25 protein-coding genes are annotated in these 20,071 nt (G+C 70.8%); 10 read left to right on the top strand and 15 right to left on the bottom strand.

The window, feature by feature from the left end:
• Positions 1–77: 77 nt before the first annotated feature.
• Genes flhB through flgB form a run of 6 tightly spaced genes read right to left on the bottom strand, consistent with a single transcriptional unit; the run spans position 78 to position 3,437 of the window.
• Entirely contained in the window at positions 78–1,145 is a 1,068-nt protein-coding gene (gene flhB, locus AAHF99_RS23135; RefSeq protein ID WP_342166767.1) for a flagellar biosynthesis protein FlhB, read from the bottom strand.
• 26 nt (positions 1,146–1,171) lie between these two features.
• On the bottom strand, positions 1,172–1,933 hold the full coding sequence (gene fliR, locus AAHF99_RS23130; protein ID WP_342166766.1) for a flagellar biosynthetic protein FliR: 762 nt from the start codon (positions 1,931–1,933) through the stop codon (positions 1,172–1,174).
• A gap of 30 nt (positions 1,934–1,963) precedes the next feature.
• Positions 1,964–2,230: a flagellar biosynthesis protein FliQ gene (gene fliQ / locus AAHF99_RS23125; protein WP_238248936.1), complete on the bottom strand. Its 267-nt coding sequence runs from the start codon at positions 2,228–2,230 to the stop codon at positions 1,964–1,966.
• 19 nt (positions 2,231–2,249) lie between these two features.
• Positions 2,250–2,564 carry a flagellar hook-basal body complex protein FliE gene (gene fliE / locus AAHF99_RS23120; protein ID WP_342166765.1) on the bottom strand — a complete coding sequence of 105 codons (315 nt, stop codon included), beginning with the start codon at positions 2,562–2,564 and terminating at the stop codon, positions 2,250–2,252.
• A gap of 10 nt (positions 2,565–2,574) precedes the next feature.
• Positions 2,575–2,982 (bottom strand): flagellar basal body rod protein FlgC, encoded by a 408-nt coding sequence (gene flgC / locus AAHF99_RS23115; RefSeq protein WP_342166764.1) that lies wholly within the window; start codon positions 2,980–2,982, stop codon positions 2,575–2,577.
• A 50-nt stretch (positions 2,983–3,032) separates the two neighbouring features.
• The gene (gene flgB / locus AAHF99_RS23110) at positions 3,033–3,437 is read right to left on the bottom strand and encodes a flagellar basal body rod protein FlgB (protein WP_342166763.1); all 405 of its coding nucleotides are present in this window, start codon (positions 3,435–3,437) and stop codon (positions 3,033–3,035) included.
• Between the two features lie 285 nt (positions 3,438–3,722).
• Here flgB and AAHF99_RS23105 point away from each other — a divergent pair, with 285 nt between their 5' ends.
• Together AAHF99_RS23105 and dnaN are read left to right on the top strand one after the other, a co-directional pair.
• Positions 3,723–5,000 (top strand): hypothetical protein, encoded by a 1,278-nt coding sequence (locus AAHF99_RS23105; protein WP_342166762.1) that lies wholly within the window; start codon positions 3,723–3,725, stop codon positions 4,998–5,000.
• Between the two features lie 128 nt (positions 5,001–5,128).
• Positions 5,129–6,250 (top strand): DNA polymerase III subunit beta, encoded by a 1,122-nt coding sequence (dnaN, locus tag AAHF99_RS23100; RefSeq protein ID WP_243952404.1) that lies wholly within the window; start codon positions 5,129–5,131, stop codon positions 6,248–6,250.
• A gap of 33 nt (positions 6,251–6,283) precedes the next feature.
• On the opposite strand, the gene AAHF99_RS23095 is transcribed toward dnaN, so the two are convergent.
• From AAHF99_RS23095 to AAHF99_RS23080, 4 genes are all read right to left on the bottom strand, one after another.
• Positions 6,284–6,637, bottom strand: a complete 354-nt coding sequence (locus AAHF99_RS23095; RefSeq protein WP_342166761.1) for a hypothetical protein — start codon at positions 6,635–6,637, stop codon at positions 6,284–6,286.
• Between the two features lie 71 nt (positions 6,638–6,708).
• Positions 6,709–7,383: a haloacid dehalogenase type II gene (locus AAHF99_RS23090; protein ID WP_342166760.1), complete on the bottom strand. Its 675-nt coding sequence runs from the start codon at positions 7,381–7,383 to the stop codon at positions 6,709–6,711.
• Positions 7,384–7,431: 48 nt separating this feature from the next.
• Positions 7,432–8,958, bottom strand: coding sequence for a murein biosynthesis integral membrane protein MurJ (murJ, locus tag AAHF99_RS23085; RefSeq protein ID WP_342166759.1), 1,527 nt, complete (start codon positions 8,956–8,958; stop codon positions 7,432–7,434).
• Between the two features lie 73 nt (positions 8,959–9,031).
• A complete protein-coding gene (locus AAHF99_RS23080; RefSeq protein ID WP_342166758.1) occupies positions 9,032–9,631 on the bottom strand; it encodes a superoxide dismutase in 600 nt (199 codons plus the stop codon).
• Between the two features lie 194 nt (positions 9,632–9,825).
• On the opposite strand from AAHF99_RS23080, the gene AAHF99_RS23075 reads away from it, so the two are divergent.
• The 3 genes from AAHF99_RS23075 to AAHF99_RS23065 all read left to right on the top strand — a co-directional run bounded on the left by AAHF99_RS23075 (position 9,826) and on the right by AAHF99_RS23065 (position 13,314).
• On the top strand, positions 9,826–10,578 hold the full coding sequence (locus tag AAHF99_RS23075; protein WP_342166757.1) for a hypothetical protein: 753 nt from the start codon (positions 9,826–9,828) through the stop codon (positions 10,576–10,578).
• 115 nt (positions 10,579–10,693) lie between these two features.
• Positions 10,694–12,109 (top strand): lipopolysaccharide biosynthesis protein, encoded by a 1,416-nt coding sequence (locus tag AAHF99_RS23070; protein ID WP_342166756.1) that lies wholly within the window; start codon positions 10,694–10,696, stop codon positions 12,107–12,109.
• 53 nt (positions 12,110–12,162) lie between these two features.
• Positions 12,163–13,314, top strand: coding sequence for a GNAT family N-acetyltransferase (locus tag AAHF99_RS23065; RefSeq protein ID WP_342166755.1), 1,152 nt, complete (start codon positions 12,163–12,165; stop codon positions 13,312–13,314).
• A 6-nt stretch (positions 13,315–13,320) separates the two neighbouring features.
• On the opposite strand, the gene AAHF99_RS23060 is transcribed toward AAHF99_RS23065, so the two are convergent.
• Complete coding sequence (locus AAHF99_RS23060) at positions 13,321–13,548, bottom strand: hypothetical protein (protein ID WP_342166754.1); 228 nt, start codon at positions 13,546–13,548, stop codon at positions 13,321–13,323.
• A gap of 70 nt (positions 13,549–13,618) precedes the next feature.
• On the opposite strand from AAHF99_RS23060, the gene AAHF99_RS23055 reads away from it, so the two are divergent.
• Positions 13,619–13,804 (top strand): hypothetical protein, encoded by a 186-nt coding sequence (locus tag AAHF99_RS23055; RefSeq protein ID WP_342166753.1) that lies wholly within the window; start codon positions 13,619–13,621, stop codon positions 13,802–13,804.
• On the opposite strand, the gene AAHF99_RS23050 is transcribed toward AAHF99_RS23055, so the two are convergent.
• Complete coding sequence (locus AAHF99_RS23050; RefSeq protein WP_342166752.1) at positions 13,777–15,207, bottom strand: protein adenylyltransferase SelO; 1,431 nt, start codon at positions 15,205–15,207, stop codon at positions 13,777–13,779. The two genes, AAHF99_RS23055 and AAHF99_RS23050, sit on opposite strands and share 28 nt — an antisense overlap.
• Positions 15,208–15,248: 41 nt before the next feature.
• Entirely contained in the window at positions 15,249–15,725 is a 477-nt protein-coding gene (locus tag AAHF99_RS23045; RefSeq protein WP_342166751.1) for a tRNA (cytidine(34)-2'-O)-methyltransferase, read from the bottom strand.
• A gap of 133 nt (positions 15,726–15,858) precedes the next feature.
• Here AAHF99_RS23045 and AAHF99_RS23040 point away from each other — a divergent pair, with 133 nt between their 5' ends.
• Both AAHF99_RS23040 and AAHF99_RS23035 read left to right on the top strand, forming a co-directional pair.
• A complete protein-coding gene (locus AAHF99_RS23040) occupies positions 15,859–16,350 on the top strand; it encodes a PRC-barrel domain-containing protein (RefSeq protein ID WP_342166750.1) in 492 nt (163 codons plus the stop codon).
• Positions 16,351–16,445: 95 nt separating this feature from the next.
• Positions 16,446–17,027 (top strand): SCO family protein, encoded by a 582-nt coding sequence (locus tag AAHF99_RS23035; protein WP_342166749.1) that lies wholly within the window; start codon positions 16,446–16,448, stop codon positions 17,025–17,027.
• A gap of 9 nt (positions 17,028–17,036) precedes the next feature.
• On the opposite strand, the gene AAHF99_RS23030 is transcribed toward AAHF99_RS23035, so the two are convergent.
• Both AAHF99_RS23030 and AAHF99_RS23025 read right to left on the bottom strand, forming a co-directional pair.
• Positions 17,037–17,672: a PilZ domain-containing protein gene (locus AAHF99_RS23030; protein WP_342166748.1), complete on the bottom strand. Its 636-nt coding sequence runs from the start codon at positions 17,670–17,672 to the stop codon at positions 17,037–17,039.
• A gap of 113 nt (positions 17,673–17,785) precedes the next feature.
• Positions 17,786–18,394: a PAS domain-containing protein gene (locus AAHF99_RS23025; RefSeq protein ID WP_243952387.1), complete on the bottom strand. Its 609-nt coding sequence runs from the start codon at positions 18,392–18,394 to the stop codon at positions 17,786–17,788.
• A 284-nt stretch (positions 18,395–18,678) separates the two neighbouring features.
• Between AAHF99_RS23025 and AAHF99_RS23020 the strand changes: the two genes are divergently transcribed.
• Both AAHF99_RS23020 and AAHF99_RS23015 read left to right on the top strand, forming a co-directional pair.
• Positions 18,679–19,497: a rhomboid family intramembrane serine protease gene (locus AAHF99_RS23020; protein WP_342166747.1), complete on the top strand. Its 819-nt coding sequence runs from the start codon at positions 18,679–18,681 to the stop codon at positions 19,495–19,497.
• Between the two features lie 133 nt (positions 19,498–19,630).
• Positions 19,631–20,062 carry a CBS domain-containing protein gene (locus tag AAHF99_RS23015; RefSeq protein WP_342166746.1) on the top strand — a complete coding sequence of 144 codons (432 nt, stop codon included), beginning with the start codon at positions 19,631–19,633 and terminating at the stop codon, positions 20,060–20,062.
• Positions 20,063–20,071 lie beyond the last annotated feature (9 nt).

Genomic DNA, 20,071 nt, shown 5'->3' with positions numbered 1-20,071 from the left:
AGGGGCGTCGGACCACGGACGGCACCAAGCCCATCAAGAGCTTCGCGCAAAATGGTGGAGGAAGGGTAGCCCCGTCCTCACGCGGCCCGGCGGCGCAGGCGCATCACGAAGCCGATCACCTCCGCCACCGCCTTGTAATGCTCGGCCGGAATCTCTCCGTCGATCTCCACGGTGGCGTGCAGGGCGCGGGCGAGCGGCGGATTCTCCACGATGGCGACGTCATGCGCCGTCGCGACTTCGCGGATGCGCAACGCCAGGGCATCGACGCCCTTCGCGACGCAGATCGGCGCGGGCATCCCCGCCTCGTAGCGCAGGGCCACGGCGTAGTGGGTCGGGTTGGTGACGATGACGGTGGCCCCCGGCACGGCGGCCATCATCCGCTTCTTGGAGCGGGCCATGCGCAACTGCCTGAGCTTGCCCTTCACCTCGGGGTTGCCCTCCGATTCCTTCATCTCCTGCTTGATCTCTTCCTTCGACATCCGCAGCCGGCCGCGCCAGCGGAGCCGTGCATAGAGGTAATCCGCCCCCGCGATGGTGACGTGGACGGCGAGCATCCCCGCCAGGAGCTTGAGGCTGAGGGTCAGCACCGCCGGCAGGCAGGCGCCGGGATCGAGCCGGGCGAAGACCTCCAGCCGGTCGCGGTCCCGCCACAGGATGGAGCCGCCGACGACGCCGACGGCGATCATCTTCGCCAAGCCCTTGCCGAACTGGAACAGGGCCTCGACGCCGACGATGCGCTTGAACCCCGCCATGGGCGAGATGCGCTCGAATTTCGGCATCAGCGCCTCGGCGTTGAACACCGGCGGGTGCTGCAGATAGCCGGCCGCGACGCCCGCCACGAGGGCGACGCCCACCGGCACCGCCACGGCTTCGAGCCAGATCCACAGACCGCTGCGGGCGGCCCGCGCCATGGCCCAGGGGCCGTCCGGCACTTGGTGGGCGTTGGCGAGGAAGCTCGTGAGGCTGCGCATCAGGCCGCTGGCGATGCTCGGCGCGGCCACGAGGAGCGCGAGGGTGAAGGCGCCGAGGATCGCGAGGGTGTTCACCTCGATGCTCTTGGCGACGTCGCCGCGTTCGATCGCCTGTTCGATCCGCCGCGGGGTCGGCTCTTCGGTCTTGTCTTCCTGCTCCGCGCCCTCGGCCATGGCTCAGCGCCTCCGGCCGCGGGGGGTCAGCGCCCGACGAACTCGTTGAGATACCGGCCCAAGTCGTCGAGGAAGACGCCCATCATCACACCGAGCGACCCGGCGAGGATCAGCATGCCGATCAACACCGAGGCCGGCACCGCTAGGAAGAACACCTGCAATTGCGGCATCAGCCGCGAGAGCACGCCGAGGCCGAGGTTGAACAGGATGCCGAAGGCGATGAACGGGCCGGAGATCTGCACGGCCAGCGTGAAGCCCCGCGCCACGGCCCTGAGGGCCAGCATCAGCGCGTCGCCGAAGGCCGGCACCCCGTCCGGCGGCAGCACCTGATAGCTGCGGGCGATTCCCGCGATGGCGAGATGGTGCAGGTCGGCGGCGAAGATCAGCGTGATGCCGAGCAGCGACAGGAAGTTGCCCACCGCCGCCGATTGCCCGCCCACGGTCGGGTCCACGGTCATGGCGTAGGACAGGCCGAGCTGCTGCGAGATGATGAGCCCCGCCGTCTGCAGCGCGGCGAGCACCATCCGCACGGTCAGCCCGATGACGAGGCCGATGATCGTCTCCCCGAACAGCAGCGCGATCAGCCGGGGCCCGGCCATCCCCTCCGTGCCGCCGAGCAGCGGGCGCGCCATGGGATAGAGCACCAGCGTGACCATCAGCGCGAAGGCGAGGCGCAGGCGCGGCGAGACCGTCTGCTCGCCGACGCCCGGCATCAGCATGATCAGCGTGCCGACCCGCGCGAACACGAGGAGGAAGGCCGAGGCCACGCCCGGCAGCAGGAGGTTCATGCGCCTCCCTATAGCGCATGACGGCCCCCATCACCCGCCCGCCGCGATCCGGGCGGCGATGCGGGTCATGTAGCCGGCCATGGCATCGCCCATGAACGGGAGCATCAGCAGGAGGGTCGCGAAGACCGCGACGATCTTCGGCACGTAGATCAGCGTCTGCTCCTGGATCTGCGTCAGCGCCTGCACCAGCGAGACGACGAGACCCACGAACAGGGCGACGAGCATCAGCGGGCCGGCGACCTTCAGGAAGACGAAGATGCCGTCGCGGGCGACGTCGAGGATAGCGAGGCCGGTCATCGTGGGGTTCCGCGCGGCGTCAGATCTGCATCCGCATGATTTCCTCGTAGGCGGAGATCATGCGGTCGCGGACGGCGACCATGGTTTGCAGGGCCGTCTCGCTCTCGGCGACGGCGGTGACGACATCGACCACGTTGGCCTTGCCGGAGGCGGCGGTGATCGCCTGGGCATCCGCCCGGCGCCCGGCATCGCCCACGCCGTCGATGGCCTGCCCGAGGAGGCCGGCGAAGCCCTCGCCGGGGGATTGGGTCTGCTGGACGCGGGGGGTGGCCCGCCCGGAGGCGAGGCCCTGGACGGCGGCGTAGGCGCCCGCCGCGAAGTTGCTCGAAGCCATGGCGCCGCCCCTACTTCAGGATCGCGAGGGTCTGCGCGATCATCTTGCGCGTCGTCGTGACCATGTTGAGGTTCGCCTCGTAGCTGCGTTGGGCCTCGCGCATGTCCATGTTCTCGATCAGCGGGTTCACGTTCGGCATCGACACGTCACCCTTCGCGTCGGCGACGGGGTTGCCGGGGTCGTGCTTCACGCGGAAGGCGCTCGAATCGCGGCGGACGCGGCCCGTCTCCACGACGTTGGCGCCGGTCTCGCGGTCGAGATGGCTGGTGAAGGTCGGGATCTTGCGGCGATAGGGCTCGGCGCCCTTGCTCGCCGGCGCGGAATCGGCGTTCGCGATGTTCTCCGCGATGATCCGCATCCGGCCGGACTGGGCCTTGAGGCCGGATGTCGATGCCGCCAGGGATTTCGAAAATTCCACCGCCCGCCCCTCTCTCTAGGAGTTCCGCACGCTCAAAAGGCCGGGTGCGATCAGCTCTTGCCGATGGCGATCTTCAGGGTCGTCAGGCTGTGCTGGTAGAGCGAGGCGGCGAGCTGGTAATCGGTCTGGATGTCGCCGGCCTTCATCATCTCGTCCTCGAGATTGACGCCGTTGCCGCTCGGCCGGATCTCGAAGTCCTTGACCTTCCTCGGGTCGCCCGCCGCGTCGGATTGTCCGATGGGCGCCAGATGGCCCGCCGCCGTAAGGGCGAGGCCGGGCGAACTCCGCTGCGCCTGGCCGGTGCCCTTGTCAAAGCGCAGCTCGGTGAGATCCTGCGGCTTGAAGCCCGGCGTGTCGGCGTTGGCGACGTTCTGGGCGATGACGGTCTGGCGCGCCTGGTTCCACTGCATCCGGGTGCGCAGCATCGCCAGCATGGGCAGGTCGGAAATGGCCATGGCCCCCTCGCGCGGCGCACCCGGCAGATCCGGGCTCGGCAAAAACTGCCGTGTGCATGGTTAACGCGCCGTTAAAGACCTCGCCGTCCCCTCCTGGACGCACGAATGCCGGATCAACCCGACCCGAACAGGCACGTTGACGCGCCCGGCACACCAACGAGCTGTTAACGAAGCCTTAATTCAGCCTGCCCGTTTGGCGCGGCCTCGTGTTATGACGCGGGGCCTGCCGCGGAACTCGCCACGGCAGGAATGTGCGAGTGCGTAACCTTGTCATGGCTACGATCCGTGTTCGGCTCTGACGGCTCCCCGGTCATCCAGTACCTCGTCATCTTCGCGATCATCTTCTCGGCACTCGCCGCGATCGTGTTCGTGGTCCGCCGTCTCACCGGGACCGGCGGCGCGCTCCAGGGGCGCAGCGGCCGCACGCGCCAGCCGCGCCTCGGCATCGTGGACGTCTACGAGCTGGACCGCGCCCGGCAGTTGATCCTGCTGCGGCGGGACAATGTGGAGCACCTGCTCCTCGTCGGCGGCCCGAACGACGTGGTGATCGAGCGCAACATCCAGCGCGGCCAGCGGCCCCTGCCCGAGGCGACGCTCCGCGCCGAGCCCGCCGCCGAGCCCCTGCCCGATCCGCTGGCGGAAGCCGGCCGCCTGCCCGAGCCGCCCCGCGCCATCGCCGAGGCCGGTCGCCCCATCCTCGACACACCGCCGCGCCGCCCCGAGCCCGCCTTCGAGATGCCGGTGGTGGTGCCGCCGCCGGTGCCGGGCTCCAGCGCCCCGCCGCCCGTGCGCCTGCCCCTCGACGCCGCCCTGATCGACGGCGACGAGCCCGGCCGGGACATTCCGGTTCCGCCGCCGAGCCCGGCGCCACTCCCCGCGCCGGTCCTGCCGACCCCGCCGGCCTCTGTGCGCGAGGCGCTGATGCGCCCCCGTCCGCCGCGTGGCGCCACGCCGCCCCTCGACCGTAAGCCCGAGGTCGAACGCCAGACCGAGCGCCAAGCCGAGCGCCCGGCCGAGCCGATCCGCCTGCCGGAGGCCGGCTTCGCCATGCCGCCGCTGACATCCCCTCCGGTGACGCCCCCTCCCCTGTCGCCGCCCCCGATGACGCCGCCAGTGACGCCTCTGGTGACGCCCCCGGCGGCCGATCCCCGCCCGGTGGACCCCGCCGTCCTGTCGGACATGGCCCGCCAGCTTCAGGCCGCCATCGCGCGCCCGAGTTCGGCGGTCGTGCCGCCGCCCACCTTGTCGTCCGCTCCCACGCCGCCGGCCCCGGTCGTCCCGCCGCCGCCTCCGCCGGCCCCGCCGCAGGTCGATCCCATCGCCGCCGCGATGGCCGCCCTGGTGCCCCCGCCCCTCGATCCGGTGGCCTCGGGAATGTCGGATAAGGATGAGCCCGAGCCGGCCGCCCGGCCGACGCGCGCCGAGAAGAAGGCCGCCGCTCAGCGCCCGGAGCCGGCCGTGACGAAGCCCGAGCCGAAATCCCCCGGCAACCCGTTCTCCGTCGAGGAGATCGAGGCGGAATTCGCCCGGCTGCTCGGCCGTCCCCTCGACAAGCGTGGCTAAGGCGGGCGTTTGAACCCCTCGCCTGTGCGAGTCGGGCTGCACGGCCTTGCCTTCGCTCCGGCGGTTCGCCAAGCTGAACGACCGTTTTCCAGGGGCCGCCGCGGTCCCGAATAGTCAGAGTTTGTGCGATGAGAGTCATCGTCGAGCGCGCGGCCCTTCTCAGGTCGCTCGGCCACGTCCACCGGGTGGTGGAGCGGCGCAACACCATTCCGATCCTGTCGAACGTGCTCCTGCGCGGCGAGGGATCGACGCTGCAGTTGAAGGCGACCGACCTCGACATCGAGGTGACGGAGGGCATCGCCGCCGACGTGTCGGATCCCGGCGCCACCACCGTGCCGGCGCACGTCCTCTACGACATCGTGCGCAAGCTCCCCGAGGGCGCGCAGGTCTCCCTGGAGACCGGCGGCGAAGGCGGGCAGATGTCGATCCGCTCCGGCCGCTCGCGCTTCGCCCTGGGCGCCCTGCCTGAGGGCGACTTCCCCGACCTCGCCACGGGCGAGATGCCGCACGGCTTCGAGATCGGCGCCGCCGACCTCAAGCGGCTCATCGACAAGACGCAATTCGCGATCTCCACCGAGGAGACGCGCTACTACCTGAACGGCATATTCCTGCACGTGCTGGAGTCGGACGGCGCGCCGGTCCTGCGCGCGGTGGCGACGGACGGGCACCGCCTTGCCCGCGTCGAGATCCCCGCCCCGGCGGGCAGCGTTGGGATGCCGGGGGTGATCGTGCCGCGCAAGGCGGTGGCCGAGATCCAGAAGCTTCTCGACGACGGCGGCGAGACGGTCGGCATCGACCTGTCGCCCGCCAAGATCCGCCTACGCTTCGCAGACGGACTGACGCTGATCTCGAAGCTGATCGACGGCACCTTCCCCGATTATCAGCGGGTCATCCCGGCCAACAACGACAAGCGCCTGACCGTCGAACGCGACACCTTCGCCAAGGCGGTGGACCGCGTCTCGACCATCTCGTCGGAGCGGGGCCGGGCGGTGAAGCTCGGGCTGACGGACGGGCGCCTCGCCCTCTCCGTGAACAACCCCGATGCGGGCAGCGCCACCGAGGAACTGGACGTCGACTACGCGGCGTCCGCCCTCGATATCGGCTTCAACGCCCGCTACCTGCTCGACATCACGGCGCAGCTCGAGGGCGATACCGCCCTGTTCAAGCTCGCCGATCCCGGCTCGCCGACCCTGATCCAGGACCGCGAGGGCGCCTCGGCCCTCTACGTGCTGATGCCAATGCGGGTGTGAGGCTGCGGGCGGGGTGCCCGCAGCCCGCCCTGCTTACTCGCAGACCTGCACGCGCTTGAAGGTGAAGTTCTCGTCGTCGAGCCACACCTTGCGGCGCTCGTAATGGCAGATCGGGCCGCGACGCTCGCGGACGATGACGGTCTCGGGCTCGTCTTCCACCAGCACCCGGCGCGGGCGGTACTCCGGCGGGGGCGGCGGCGGCGGGTTGTTGGCGCCGTTCACGATGGCGCTGCCAACCATGCCGCCGACGACGCCGGCCGCGAGGCCGCCGATGATCGCGCCGTTCTGCCCGTCGCGGGCGGTGGCGGGCATGGCGGTGACGGTGAGAAGACCGGCCAGCGCGAGGGCGCCGGCGCGGATCGTGGACAAGGACGGGTGAACGGACACGCGAGAACTCTCCTGCTCGTGTTGAGCGGATGAGAGCGCGAGAGCCTTAATTTTGTCGGAAGGCCGCCGGGCTAGAGCAGACCGTCGAGGGAGCCGAGCACCGCCACCGGAGCGAAGTCCGGGTACTCGTCGGGTAGGCCCTTACGGTTGATCCAGACGGGGCGGAAGCCGTAGGCGGCCGCGCCCGCGATGTCCCAGCGGTTCGAGGAGCAGAACAACACCTCCTCGCGGCTCACGCCGAATTCATCGAGGGCGATCCGGTAGGCGTCCGGGTGTGTCTTGAACATCCGCACCGCATCCACCGTCAGCACTGCGTCGAGATGTCCTGCGAGCCCGGCCGACGCCACGGCCCGGTCGATCATCGGCTTGTCGCCGTTGGTGAGGATCGCCGTCCGCAGGCCCCGCTCCCGCAGCGCCGAGAGCACGCCCGGCACCTCCTCGTAGGCATCGAGGTCGCGATAGGTGTCGAGCAGCCGCTCGCGCAGGCCCCGGTCCACATCCGGGTGCTTGGCCAGGGCGAAATCGAGGGCGCGTTCGGTCAGCGTCCAGAAGGGCTCGTACCGACCCATCAGCCCGTGGATCCAGCTGTATTCCAGCTGCTTGGTGCGCCACGTCTCGGAAAGGGACGTCGCCTGCGGGCCGATGGCGGCGGCGTGGCGCTGCACGGCTGCGTTCACGTCGAACAGCGTGCCATAGGCGTCGAAGACCGCCGCGCGGATCCCGTCCAGAAGGTTCAAGTCGGACATGCGGCCTCCTCGCATTCTCCGCCAACAACTCGGCCGGCGGGGCTCCGTTCACGCCCGGCGCAGGCGAAGCCCGAACAGGTGCAGCGAGCCGAGGAGCAGCCCGCCATAGACCAACGCCCCCGCGAGGCCGATGAGGACGAGCACCGCGATCTCGCGCCCATGGGACAAGGCCGGCACCAGCGCCTCGGCGACGGGACGTCCGAACAGGGCGACACCGGTCAGGGCGAGGCAGGCGACCACTACCCCCGCGAGGGTCAGGCCGAGGGTCCGCCCCGGCGCCGTCCATCCCCTCCGGAAGGCGAGGCCGACGAGGATCGCGAGGTTGACCCATTGGCTCACCGCCGTCGCCATGGCGAGGCCGGTGACACCGTAGGGCCCGGTGAGCCACAGCTTCAGCACCACGTTCACGGCGATGGCGGTGAGCGAGGCCCAGAGCGGCGTCTTGGTGTCCTGGCGGGCATAGAAGCTCGCCACGGCGCTGCGCACCAGTACCACCGCCGGCAGCGCCAACCCGTAGGCCGCGAGCACCGAGGCGGCGCGGGCGGCGTCCTCGGCGCTGAACTCGCCCCGCTGGAACAGGGCGGCCATGATCAGGCCGGGAATCGTCAGGAAGGCGACGGTGAAGGGCGCCGAGAGCGCCAGGGAGAACCCCGCCGCCCGGTTCTGCGCCCCATGGGCGCCGGCCACGTCGCCGGCGGCGATGCGGCGACTCATCTCCGGCAGCAGCACCGTGCCGGCCGCGATGGCGATGACACCGAAGGGCAGTTGGTAGAGCCGGTCGGCGTAGTACAGCGCCGAGACCGCGCCGGTCGGCAGCCAACTCGCGATGATCGTGTCGGCGAAGGCCGCGATCTGGAACCCGGCCGAGCCGATCACCGCCGGTCCGAGCACCGCGAAGAACCGCTTCAGCGCCGGATCGAGGCGCGGCACCGCGAGGTCCGGCATCACCCCCGCACGACGGCAGCCCCACCAGAGCAGGCCGAACTGGAGCAGGCCGGAGACCGCGACGCCCCAGGCGGCGGCATAGGCGGCGTTGGGGAACAGGGCCGTCAGGCTGAGGGCCGCCAGCATGGCGAGGTTGAGCAGGACCGGCGCGCCTGCCGCGACGGCGAAGCGGCGATGGGCGTTGAGGATGCCCGACAGCAGCGTCACCAGGGTCATGAACAGCAGGTAGGGGAAGGTGATCCGCGTCAGCGCCACCGCGAGTTGGAAGCGCTCGCCGCCCTCCTCGAAGCCCGGCGCCAGGGCGTGGACCACCCACGGCATCAGCGGCAGGGCGAGGTTGAGCAGCACGAGCTGCACGATCAGCATCAGCGTGAACACGCGGTCCGCGAAGCGCCGCGCGGCGCCCGTCGCCCCCGCCTCCTCCAGAGAGGCGTAGGAGGGCACGAAGGCGGTGTTGAACGCCCCCTCGCCGAAGATGGCCCGGAAATGGTTGGGAAGCCGGAAGGCGACGACGAAGGCGTCGGCGATGGGCCCGGCCCCCATCACGGCGGCCATCACCACGTCGCGGGCGAAGCCGGTCACGCGCGAAACGAGCGTCCACCCGCCGACGGAGAGGATGGAGCGGATCATGATCGGGTTTCGGCTTTCATCTGAAGAGCCCGGGCGCCACAGCCGCGCGGCGCGGCGCCCGGTGGGATGCGCCTCAGGCGGTCGCCTCGGCGTACATCTTCTCGACGTGCTCCCAGTTCACGAGGTTCTCGATGAACGCCTTAAGGTAGTCGGGGCGGCGGTTGCGGTAGTCGATGTAGTAGGAATGCTCCCACACATCGACGCCGAGGATCGGCTTGGCACCGTGGACCAGCGGGTTCTCGCCGTTCGGGGTCTTCATGAGGGCGAGCTTGCCGTCCTTCACGACGAGCCACGCCCAGCCCGAGCCGAACTGCGTCACGCCGGCCTGGATGAAGTCGGCCTTGAACTTCTCGGCGCCGCCGAGGTCCTCATCGATCTTCTTGGCGAGCGCGCCGGGGATGGCGCCGCCACCGTTCGGCTTCATCCAGTTCCAGAAATGGATGTGGTTGTAGTGCTGGCCGGCGTTGTTGAAGAGCGCCTGATTCGTGTTGTAGGCGGCCTTCACGATCTCCTCGACGCTCTTGCCGGCCAGATCGGTGCCTTCGAGCAGCTTGTTGCCGGTATCCACATAAGCCTTGTGGTGCTTGTCGTGGTGAAACTCCAAGGTCTCCTTCGACATGTACGGCCCGAGGGCGTCGTAGGCGTAGGGCAGTTCCGGCAGGGTGAAAGTCATTGCATGTCTCCGTGCGGCCGAGGGCAACCGCATGCCCCCGGCGGGGGTCCCCGGGTTGACGTCCGGTACGTAAGTCGGGCCTGCGTCATCGGCAACGCCGTAAGGGCCGTGCGAACAGGTTTTGCAAAACCTGTGCAGCGCCTTATCGTGCCGGCCGATTTCGGGGCCCTCTTGGCCCGCGTCCAGAGTGTACAATGATCGCTGCGCTGTTCGCGCTCGCCGCCGCCATGCTCATCGCCGGGGTGATCGCCGTCGTCGAGGGCTTCCCCTACGTGCGTCTCGAAAGCGGGATGGCGATGGTCTATGGGGGCGCCGTCGTCGCCTCCTCCGGCATCCTGCTGTTCGGCCTCGCCGTCGTCGCCACCTGGCTGCGCCGCATCGAGAGGGTCCTGCGCGACGGCGCGGTCCATGCCGAGGCCGTGCCCGTCGGGGTGCCGGACCTGCCGGCTCCCGAGGTCGGCCACGACCTGTCGGCGGCCGTGCCCGTCCCGCCCGTGGTCGGCATGGGCTCGGACCGCACGCGGATCGAGCCCTCGCTCGTCCTGCCGCCGCGCCCCCTGGCCTCCGAGCCGGAACTGCCGATGCCGGGCCTCGCCACGCCGGTGAAGCCCCCGGCGGACGTGAAGCCGCCCGAGGCGCCCGCCAAGCCGGAGCCGGTCGTCGCCGAGGCCGCCGACGACCTGTTCGTGCCGGGGCGCCCCGAGCCGGTGGCGCCAGAGCCCACGCCGGAGCCGGCCCTTCGGTCAAGCCTCGACACGGCCCCCGAGGCGAAGCCCGAGCGCGCCGTGGTCGGGCGCTACAGCTCCGGCGGCAACACCTACATGATGTTCGATGACGGGGCGATCGAGGCGGACACGCCGAACGGCCGCTTCACCTTCGCCTCCCTCGACGAGTTGAAGGCCTTCGTGGACGGCGGCGGCGAGGCCGGCACGCGGGGCGCCGCCTGACGGCACGGCCCCTGCACCGGAGCGGCGTGACCGACAGCCCCGCCCTCCGTTTCGACCCACGACAGCACGGACCCGCCCCATCCGGGGATTCGGGCCGCGCACCGAACGCGATGCCATGATCGCTCGGCACAGTCTGATCTATGTCGGCTCGCGCGGTGTCGCGGCGGCCCTGAACATGGCCTCCGTGGCGGTGTTCACGCGCCTCGCGCCCACCGAGATCTACGGCAGCTACCTGTACCTGCTCTCCTGGGCGCTCGTGCTCTACGGCGCGACCTGCCAATGGCCGAAATTCGCGTTCTTCGCCCTCTACGACGAAGCCCGCGCCTCGGCGCAGATCGGGACGGTGGTGCGCCTCCTCGGTGGCTCGCTGCTGCTCGCGGCCGCCGCCGCCGGGCTCGCCGCCCTCCTCGGGTTGATCGCCCCTCCGGCAGCGGGCGCGATCCTGATGCTGGCGCTGGGCTTCGTCCTGTTCGAGGGCTCCACCGAGATCGCCCGCACCCGCCTCGCGGCGGGCGCCGTCGCCGCCGCCGTGCTGTGCCGGGCGGTGCTGATGCTCACCCTCGGCAGCATCGTGCTCAAGGCGACGGGCGACCCGGTCGATCTCGCCATGGCCATCGCGGCGGCGAACGCGCTGGGCTCGCTGCCCGCCCTCGTCACCATCGCGCCGCTGATGCGCGGATCGGGGAGCCGCGACGAGGCGCTACGCCTCCTCGCCTATGGCTGGCCCCTGGTCCTGTCCTTCGCCACGGCGGCGCTCGCCCAGAGCCTCGACCGGCTGATCATCGCCAAGACCGTCGGCCCGGCCGGTCTCGGCGCCTACGGTGCCATCGCGGATTTCCTGCGCCAGAGCTTCATCGTGTTCGGGGAGGCGCTGGCCCTCTCGCTGATGTCCATCGCCAAGCGCGAGGCGCGGCTCGGCGGCATGGCGGCGGCCTCCAGCGTGCTCTGCGACGCCGCGCGGTCCATGACCGCCATCGCCGCCTTCGGCGCGGTGTTCTTCCTGTGCTTCGACGACCTCGTGGTGACGATCCTGCTCGGGCCGGGCTACCGCGAGGAGGCGCGCCGCCTCGCCCCGGTGCTGATCCTGGCGAGCATCCTGATGATGTTCCGTTCGTATTATTTCGGGCAGGTCATCTACTTCACCCGCACCAGCCGGCTCGAAGCGGCCGCCGCCCTCGCCACCCTCGTGACGGTGGCTACGGCCTCGCTCCTGCTGATCCCCAAGCTCGGCGCCATGGGCGCGGCCCTCGCCTTCGCGGGCGGGCAGGCCGCCGCCTGCCTCGTCCTTGTCGTCGGCGCGAAGAGGGCCGGCACCGCGATGCCCCTGCCGCTGCCCGACATGGCGGGCATCCTCGTCGCCGCCCTCGCGGCGGGGCTGGCGGTGATCGGCATCGGTCTCCTGCCCGGCGGCACGCAGCCCCCCGGGCAGGTGCTCGGGATGCTCATCCTCGGCGCGGCCTTCGTCGCGGTGGCGTGGCGCCTCGACATGCTCGGTCTGGCGGGGGCGATCCGCCGCCGGCTCGCGGCATGATCGCCCCCGCCCCGATGCCGAAGCCATCCCCGCCGGACACCCGTTCCCCCTCCGTGACGGCACCCCTGCCCGGCGGACTCATTGCCGCGATCCGGCCCCTCGACCCCGCCGCGCCCTGGGTTCCCGCCTGGGAGGCGCTGGGTGCCCGCGCCCTCGTCGCCAACCCGTTCTACGAGGCGTCCTACGCCCTTGCCGCCGCGCCGGCCTTCGGCGCCGGGGTACGGATGCTCCTCGTGGCGGACAGGCCGCCGGAGGAACCGGGCGCGCGCCTGCTGGCGGCGTGGCCGCATCGCCGGGTCGCCCGCCGCTGGGGCCTGCCCCTGCCGGTGCTGATGGGCTGGACCCACGGCTACGCGCCCCTCGGCATCCCCCTCCTCGACGGAGAAGATCCCGCCGCCGCCCTGGCCGCGCTCCTCGCGGCGCCGCAGGCCCTCGGCGAGCCGCCGCGCCTGCTCCTGCAGAACGCCCCAGCCGACGACCCCTTCCGCGCCCTCCTCGACGACGCGGGTGTCCGGCAGGATGCCTATTGGGCGCATGACCGGGGATTGCTGGATGCCGCCGGGCTCGATCCGGCGGCGCGGGGCGCCTACCTCGATCACCTTTCCGGCAACCGCCGTCGCCGGCTGCGCCGCGCCCGTCGCCGCCTCGACGCGGACGGCCCCGTCTCCTTCGCGATGCTGGCCGATCCGGCGGGTTTCCCCGCCGCCCTCGACGCGCATATCGCCCTGGAGGCCGCGAGCTGGAAGGGCCGCGTCGGCACAGCCCTCGCCCAGCGGCCGGAGGAGGCCGCCCTCCTGCGCGCCGCCGTCGCCGCCCTGGCGGAACGGGGGCGAGTGCGGATCGCGCGGCTCCACCGGGGCGACACGCTCCTCGCCTCGATGGTCCTGCCCCTCGCGGGCCGCGACGCCTTCGTCCTGAAGGTTGCCCACGACGACACCGACCCAGCCGTCGCGACGGGCGTCCAACTGGTCCACCGCCTCACAGAAGCGGTGCTGGCGTCGTCCGGCATCGACCGGATCGATTCCTGCGCGCCACCGGATTTCGAACTCGCCACCCTGTTCTGGACGGAGCGCCGGGCCATCGCCCACCGTCTCATCGAATCGGGTCGCGATCCGCTCTTCCCCCTCGCCGCCCGGCTGGAGCGCGGGCGCGAGAGGCTGGCGCGGCTGCGACTCAGGATTCGGGAACGCCGCGCGAAGGGCTAGGCGCCGTCAGTCGCCTTCCTCGAACCGTGTGCGGTGGAACACTTCCCGGCCCGCGCCGTCGATCACCCGCACCGCATGGGCCGGCTCGTCCCGGCGCTGGGGCACCCGCGCACGGGCGAACAGGCGCAGGGCGCGCTCCTGAGCGCTCTCCACATTCGCGACGCGCACGGAGATCCGGCTGACGACCTCCTCGCCATCCGGCCCGATCACTTCGATATGGAAAGTCTCGCGCAACCGGGGGTACCTGATCTATGTGGGGCGCAACCGATCACTCCGATCGGCCCTGCCGCAATAGGGGAGACGCGTGGATCCACTCAAGGCCGCCGCCGCCACCCTGTTCTGCCTCGCCCTGTTCTGGCTGGTGCTGCGCCTGACGCAGCGCCTGATGGAGATGGCCATCGCTGCCGGCCACGCCGAGGAGCGCCGCCGGATCGAGGCCGAGGCGCTCGCCGCGCAGGCCGATCAGACCGGCGCGGGCGCGGTGCCGTAGGCGTCCGCCATCTCCCCGATCCGCGCGAGCTTGGCCTCGTAGACGGACCAATCGTCCCGCTCCGCGATGGGCGCCCACAGCGCCTCGACCTCGTCGATCAGCATCGTGCAGGGCTCGCCTGCGAAATACGGGTGATCGAGGCGCGCGTCCGCCGAGGCTTCCACGCCCTCGAAGGCGGCCCGCACCGGGGCGAAGCCCTCGGCCGCGTAATGGCTCGCGCTCGGGCTCGCGGCGGCGCGCTCCGCGCTGGCGAGACCCCCGCGCCAATCGAAGAAGAACCGCTCGAACGGCGCCCGGCTGTCGCCGAGGAAGCGCCAGATCGCGGCGACGAGGCGGTCAGTCTCGGCCTGAGGCGCCGGGGCGAGGCCGAGCCGGGCGAACAGGGCCTGCGCGAAGCCCTCCTGCAGGGCCGGGCCGAACCCTTCGAGGGCCTTTTCCAGCCGTGCCTGCGGGGCGAGCGCCAGCAGGCAATCGGCCAGCCGGCACAGGTTCCAGAATAGGGCCTCGGGCTGGCGGCCGAAGCTGTAGAGGCCGGATTGGTCGAAATAGGCCGCCGTGAAGTTCGGGTCGAATTCCGGCAGGAAGCGCCAGGGGCCGTAATCGAAGCTCTCGCCGGTGACGTTGATGTTGTCGGTGTTGAGCACCCCGTGGACGAAGCCCGCCGCCGCCCATTGCGCGCCCATCCGCGCCACGCGCACCGTCACGTCCTCAAGGAAGGCGGCGGCGCGGTCCTCGACGCTCTCGCGCCAGAGGTCCGGCATGTGGGTGGCGATGGTGTGGTCGAGGAGCTTGCCGACGTTCTCCGGCTGCTCCAGCGCCAGGAAGCGCTGGAACGTGCCGATGCGGATATGCCCGTGCGAGAGCCGCACCAGCACCGAGGAGCGCGTGGGCGAGGGCTCGTCGCCCCGGATCAGGTCCTCGCCGGTCTCGATCAGGCTGAAGGACTTCGACGTGGTGACGCCCAGCGCCTCCAGCATGGAGGTCGCCAGCACTTCGCGCACCCCGCCCTTGAGGGTCAGGCGCCCGTCGGCGGTGCGCGACCACGGCGTGGTGCCGCTGCCCTTGGTGCCGAGATCGAGGAGCCGCCCGTCCTTCAGGTCGTGGAGCTGCGCGAACAGGAAGCCGCGCCCGTCCCCGAGTTCGGGGTTGTACGAGCGGAACTGGTGCCCGTGGTAGCGCAGCGCCAGGGGCTCCTCGAAGCTGCCCGGAAGCGGCTCGAACCGGCCGAAATGGGCGACCCAGTCCTCGTCCGTCAGGCCGCCGAGGCCCACCCGCTCGGCCCAGGGCTGATTGCGATGGCGCAGGACGGTCTTCGGGAAACGCGCCGCGGCGACGACGTCGAAGAAGTCCGGCCCGAGATCGGCATGGCGGCGGGACGGACGGGGTTGGAACTGATCCGGCAAGGCGTCTCTCGGGTGGGTGCGGGCTGAAGGGGTCTGTCGGGTCAAGCCCGCTCGGGGCGATCCGTTGCGTCCCCGACCTGCCGGAGGGCTTCGCCGAGGATCATCGCCGCCGCCACGGCGACGTTGAGGGAGCGCATCCCGGAGCGCATCGGCACCACGACGCGGGCGTCGGCGGCGGCATGGACCGCCTCCGGCACGCCGGCCGATTCGCGCCCGACCATCACGCAATCGCCGGGGCGGAAGGCGAAATCCGTATAGGGCACGGCGCCGCTCGTGGTGGCGAGGACGAGGCGGGCCCCCGCCTCCCGGCGCCACGCCTCGAAGGCCGCGAAGGAGCGGTGGCGGGTGATGGCGACGTGGTCGAGATAATCGAGGCCGGAGCGGCGCAGGTGCCGGTCCGACACGTCGAACCCCGCCGGCTCCACGATCTCCACCGGCAGGCCGAGGCAGGCCGCCATGCGCATCATCGTGCCGGCATTCTGCGGGATGTCGGGCTGGTAGAGGGTCAGGCGGGGCATCGGGGACGGGCTATCGCCGCTCAGCCGGCAAAGCGCAACGTTTTCAACATCGCCCGTGGAACCCTGCGGTGCCGCTGACCCTTGAGCGGGCGTCGCAGCCGACGCGGCTGCCCGACCGGAAGGCTCCCGCACCATGCGCAACCCGCTCGCGACCGTCGCCCTGGCGACGGCCCTCGTCACCGCCGCCCTCGTCCCGGCGCTCGCCCAGAACGCCGACACCCCGGCGGCCGGCGGTCCCGTGGCCGCCAAGCCGGCGACACTCTCCGACGACCTGCGCCCGAAATTCGTCGCCCAGGCGCCCTCCGACATGGTGTCGAGCAAGCTCGTGGGCCTCAGCGTCACCAACGGCGCGAACGAGACGATCGGCCAGATCGCCGACCTCGTCCTCGACGAGAAGCAGCAGGTGAAGGCGTGGATCGTCGGCGTCGGCGGCTTCCTCGGGCTCGGCGCGAAATACGTCGCCATCGACCCCACCGCGATCAAGGTCAGCCGGGGCGACAACGACACCCTGAAGGCCACGATCGACACCACGAAGGACCAGCTCCGCGCGGCGCCGGAATACATCTACCTCGGCAAGGAGAAGCCGAAGGACGCGCAGGCCGCCGAGCCCGCCCGCAAGCCCTGAGCGGGTCCGCCCCGCCCGGCGGCGACGTGCGGGCTTGAAGACCGCGTCCGTTCGGTGCACCACCCCGGCACACCAGTGCCGGGGTTGATCACGCCATGCGCCGCGCCCTCATTCCGCTCCTCGCCTTCTGCCTGGGGCTCGTCGGCATCACCGCCGCCGCCTTCGTGATGCTGCGGCCGGAGGCGACGTCCGTCGGCACGGCCACCGTGGGTGGCCCGTTCACCCTCGTGAACCAGGATGGGCGCACGGTGACGGAGAAGGATTTCGGCGGGGCGACGCACCTCGTCTTCTTCGGCTTCACCCATTGCCCCGACGTCTGCCCGACGACGCTGCAGCAGATCTCCGACGTGCTGGCGGCCCTCGGCCCCAAGGCCAAGGCCATGAAGGTCGCCTTCGTGACCGTCGATCCCGAGCGCGACGATCCGGCGAGCCTGAAGACCTACCTGTCGAGCTTCGATCCGCGCATCACCGGCCTCACCGGCACGCCGGAGCAGATCACCGCCGTCGAGAAGGCCTACCGCGCCTATGCCCGCAAGGTGCCGGACCAGAAGGGCGACTACGTCATGGAGCACACGGCGATCGTGTACGTGATGGACGCGCAGAATCGCTTCCTCGGCGCCCTCGACATCTCCCGCCCGCCGGAGCAGACGGCAGCGGAACTCGCCAAGAAGATCTGAGCCGGGCTCCTACAGGACCATCCCGGCGTGGAAGCGGTCGGGGGAGAGCGGCAGCAGGAACTGCACGCCGAACCCGCCCTCGAACACGCGCACCAGCCGACTCGGCGTGCTGCCGACCACGACGATGCTGCCCATCGGCGGGGTCGCGTTGCAAGTGATGGCGGCGCCTGACAGCGAGATGTCGATGAGCCGCGCCATGACTTCGCGGCCGTTCTCCAGCTTCAGGGTGACGCCGGGCTTCTCCGGCACGACGCGCTCGTGGCTGCGGCCCTCGGGCAGGCCGAGGATCTCGCGGTTGGCGAGCCACGTGAGCTGGGAGGCGAGCTTGTCGCGCTTGCGCGACGTCGCGGCGAGCTTCACCGCGAAGCCGCCTGCCGTGTGCCGGGCCACGACCCCTTCGATCCGGCCGATGAATTCGAGGTAGAGCACCACCCGCTCGCCGATCTCGCCGAGGACGGCGCAGGTCAGGCGGACGCCGCCGGGCGACATGTCGACGGTCTGGCAGGGATATTCGCGCCGGTCGGAGAGCATGTAGCGGCCGAGCACGGCCACGCGCACCCGCTGGTGCTGGCGACGGTCCGACGCCACACCCACGACGGGGCGACTTCTCAAAGTCTGGAGTGGGCCGGCATCCACCGCGATCATGCCAAGATCAGTCGCCGAGTAAGCTTCGCTGCGGCAACCGTAGTGATCACGAGTTACGGAAAGCCTTCACCGGCACGGTTCCTGTCGCTCTTTCGTCAGAATGTTGGACCGGCTCAGGCGCGACCGCCGGGATGGACCATCAGGTGCCCCCGCCGCACCGGCGCATCGGGCATCAAGACGCGGCGAATGCCCTCGCCCGGCCCGGCGGCGGGCGGGCGGGCGCTGCGGCTGCGCGGCGCCAGGATACGCAGGGAGGTCGTCTCGGCCCGCTCCACGGGCTTCAGGCCGAGCCAGGGCGGCGCCCCGACGAAGCTCAGCGCCCCGAGGGCGCGGACATGTGGGCGGCCCCGGTGGCGCAGGGGCAGCAGCAGAAGTTCGAGATCGACCCCCTCCTCCGCGCGGTTCACGCCGCGCAGGCCCGCCACGACGCCGAGCGTGTCGAGGGCGACCGTCTCCGCGAGGCGCCAAGCGTCGCAGGCCCGGTCGCCCCAGAGGGCGCTGAAGGGCTGGCCACGCAATTCCCGGCCGTAGAGGGCGCAGACCCGCGTCCCCGCAAGACGGATGATGGCGGAGCGCGCCGGCACGTCGAGCTCCAGGATCAGGCTATCCGCTAGAAGATGACGGATTTCGCCAGGCTCAATTTCGGCCCGCTCCGGCGCGGCACGATCACCGCGGAGCTTTTCCCAGTAAGCGTGAAGCAGATGACTTGTGGGATGCTTCATGTCTGTCCCGGATCGGTACAAAAGTGCCTCGTGGATGCCCGTTCCGAAACGTCTGGACGACGTCTGCGGCCGCGCATCGGGCGGTTACCGTCCCTGTCCGCAATCCCTATGCCCTCGGGCGCGCCGATGCATCCGGCGAGTTACGCTTTGGTTAAGGTTGATCGCCACTGAAGCCTGTGCCCTCCGGCACAACACAACGCTGAGAAGGAGTTGCACGGCGGGGAATCGCCTTCGTGTGGCATCGCGGGCTTGTCCGCAACTTCCCCGTGACAACATGTGGGGCAATGGACGCTTCGCCCGACTTCCCCCGCCAGAGCCGTGCCCCGGTCTTCAACATGCCGGGGGTGGTCACGGCCTCCATCGCCGTGATCGTCGCGATCCAAGCGATTCGCGAATACCTCCTCTCGGACGTGCGCGACATCCAGGTCGTGCTCGACCTCGCCCTGGTCCCCGCCCGGTGGACGGTGTGGTTCGATCCGAGCCGCGTCGCGGAGGTCATCCAGGCGGCAGCCTCGGGGGATCCCGATGTCGCGGCGATGCGGGAGGCCTTCGCGCGCTACGTCACCGGCCAGCAGAGCCTGGAGCCCTGGACGCTGGCGACCTACGCCCTGCTCCACGGCTCGTGGATGCATGTGCTGTTCAACAGCGTGTGGCTCGCGGCCTTCGGTACGCCCGTGGCCCGGCGGTGCGGGGCGTGGCGCTACGGCGCCCTTGCCCTGGCGGGCATCCTCGCGGGCGGCCTGCTGCACATCCTGATCGATCCGCTGAGCGCCACGCCCTTGGTCGGGGCCTCGGCGGGCATCTCGGCCCTCATGGCGGCGGCGGCACGCTTCGTGTTCCAGCCGCCGGTCTCGGGCTACGGCACGCAGCCCTGGCAGAGGCCCGCCCACCGCCCGGCCGAGACGATCCCCGAATTGCTGCGCAATCGCACGGTGGTGTCGTTCCTGGCGATCTGGTTCGTCACCAACCTGCTGTTCGGCATCGTGAGCCTGCCGCTCGGCGCCGAGAGCGCGGCGGTGGCGTGGGACGCGCATCTCGGCGGCTTCATCGCCGGCTTCCTGCTCTTCCCGCTGCTCGACAGGAAATTTCCCCCAACGCGCTGACCGGCGGCCTTGCCAGGGCGCCGGAACAATCACACACTCGGCCACGATCGAGAGCCGGGACCAACCCGGCCCGCATGTCGCAACCGGTGCGCCGGAGCTGACGGCGCACCCAACCGATGACAGGGAGGGGTCGATGACCGTCGCGCGGATTCTGTCGGAGAAGGGAGCTTCGGTGGCCACGGTAGGCCCGGAGAAGACCCTCGGGGACGTCATTCACATCCTGGCTGAGAAGCGCATCGGCGCCCTCGTCGTCGCGCATCCCGACGGCACGGTGGCCGGGATCGTCTCGGAGCGGGACATCATGCGCGCCCTGGCCCGGCTCGGCGCGGCCACCCTCGACGCCCCGGTCGGTGACCACATGACGGCCAACGTGACGACCTGCAACCGCTCCACGACGATCGAGGACGTGATGGAGCTGATGACCAACGGTCGCTTCCGCCACATCCCGGTCTGCGAGGGCGGACGCCTCGTTGGTATCGTCTCCATCGGCGACGTGGTGGCGCGCCGCATCGCCACCGTCGAGGCCGAGCACCAAGCCCTGCGCGAGTACATCACCACCGCCTGAGCGGCAGCG

Source organism: Methylobacterium litchii, assembly GCF_038442315.1.
In the GTDB taxonomy this organism is placed as follows: Bacteria; Pseudomonadota; Alphaproteobacteria; order Rhizobiales; family Beijerinckiaceae; genus Methylobacterium; species Methylobacterium litchii.
The sequence above is the reverse complement of the archived record's forward strand: the minus strand, read 5'-3'. Positions and strand labels throughout refer to the sequence as shown.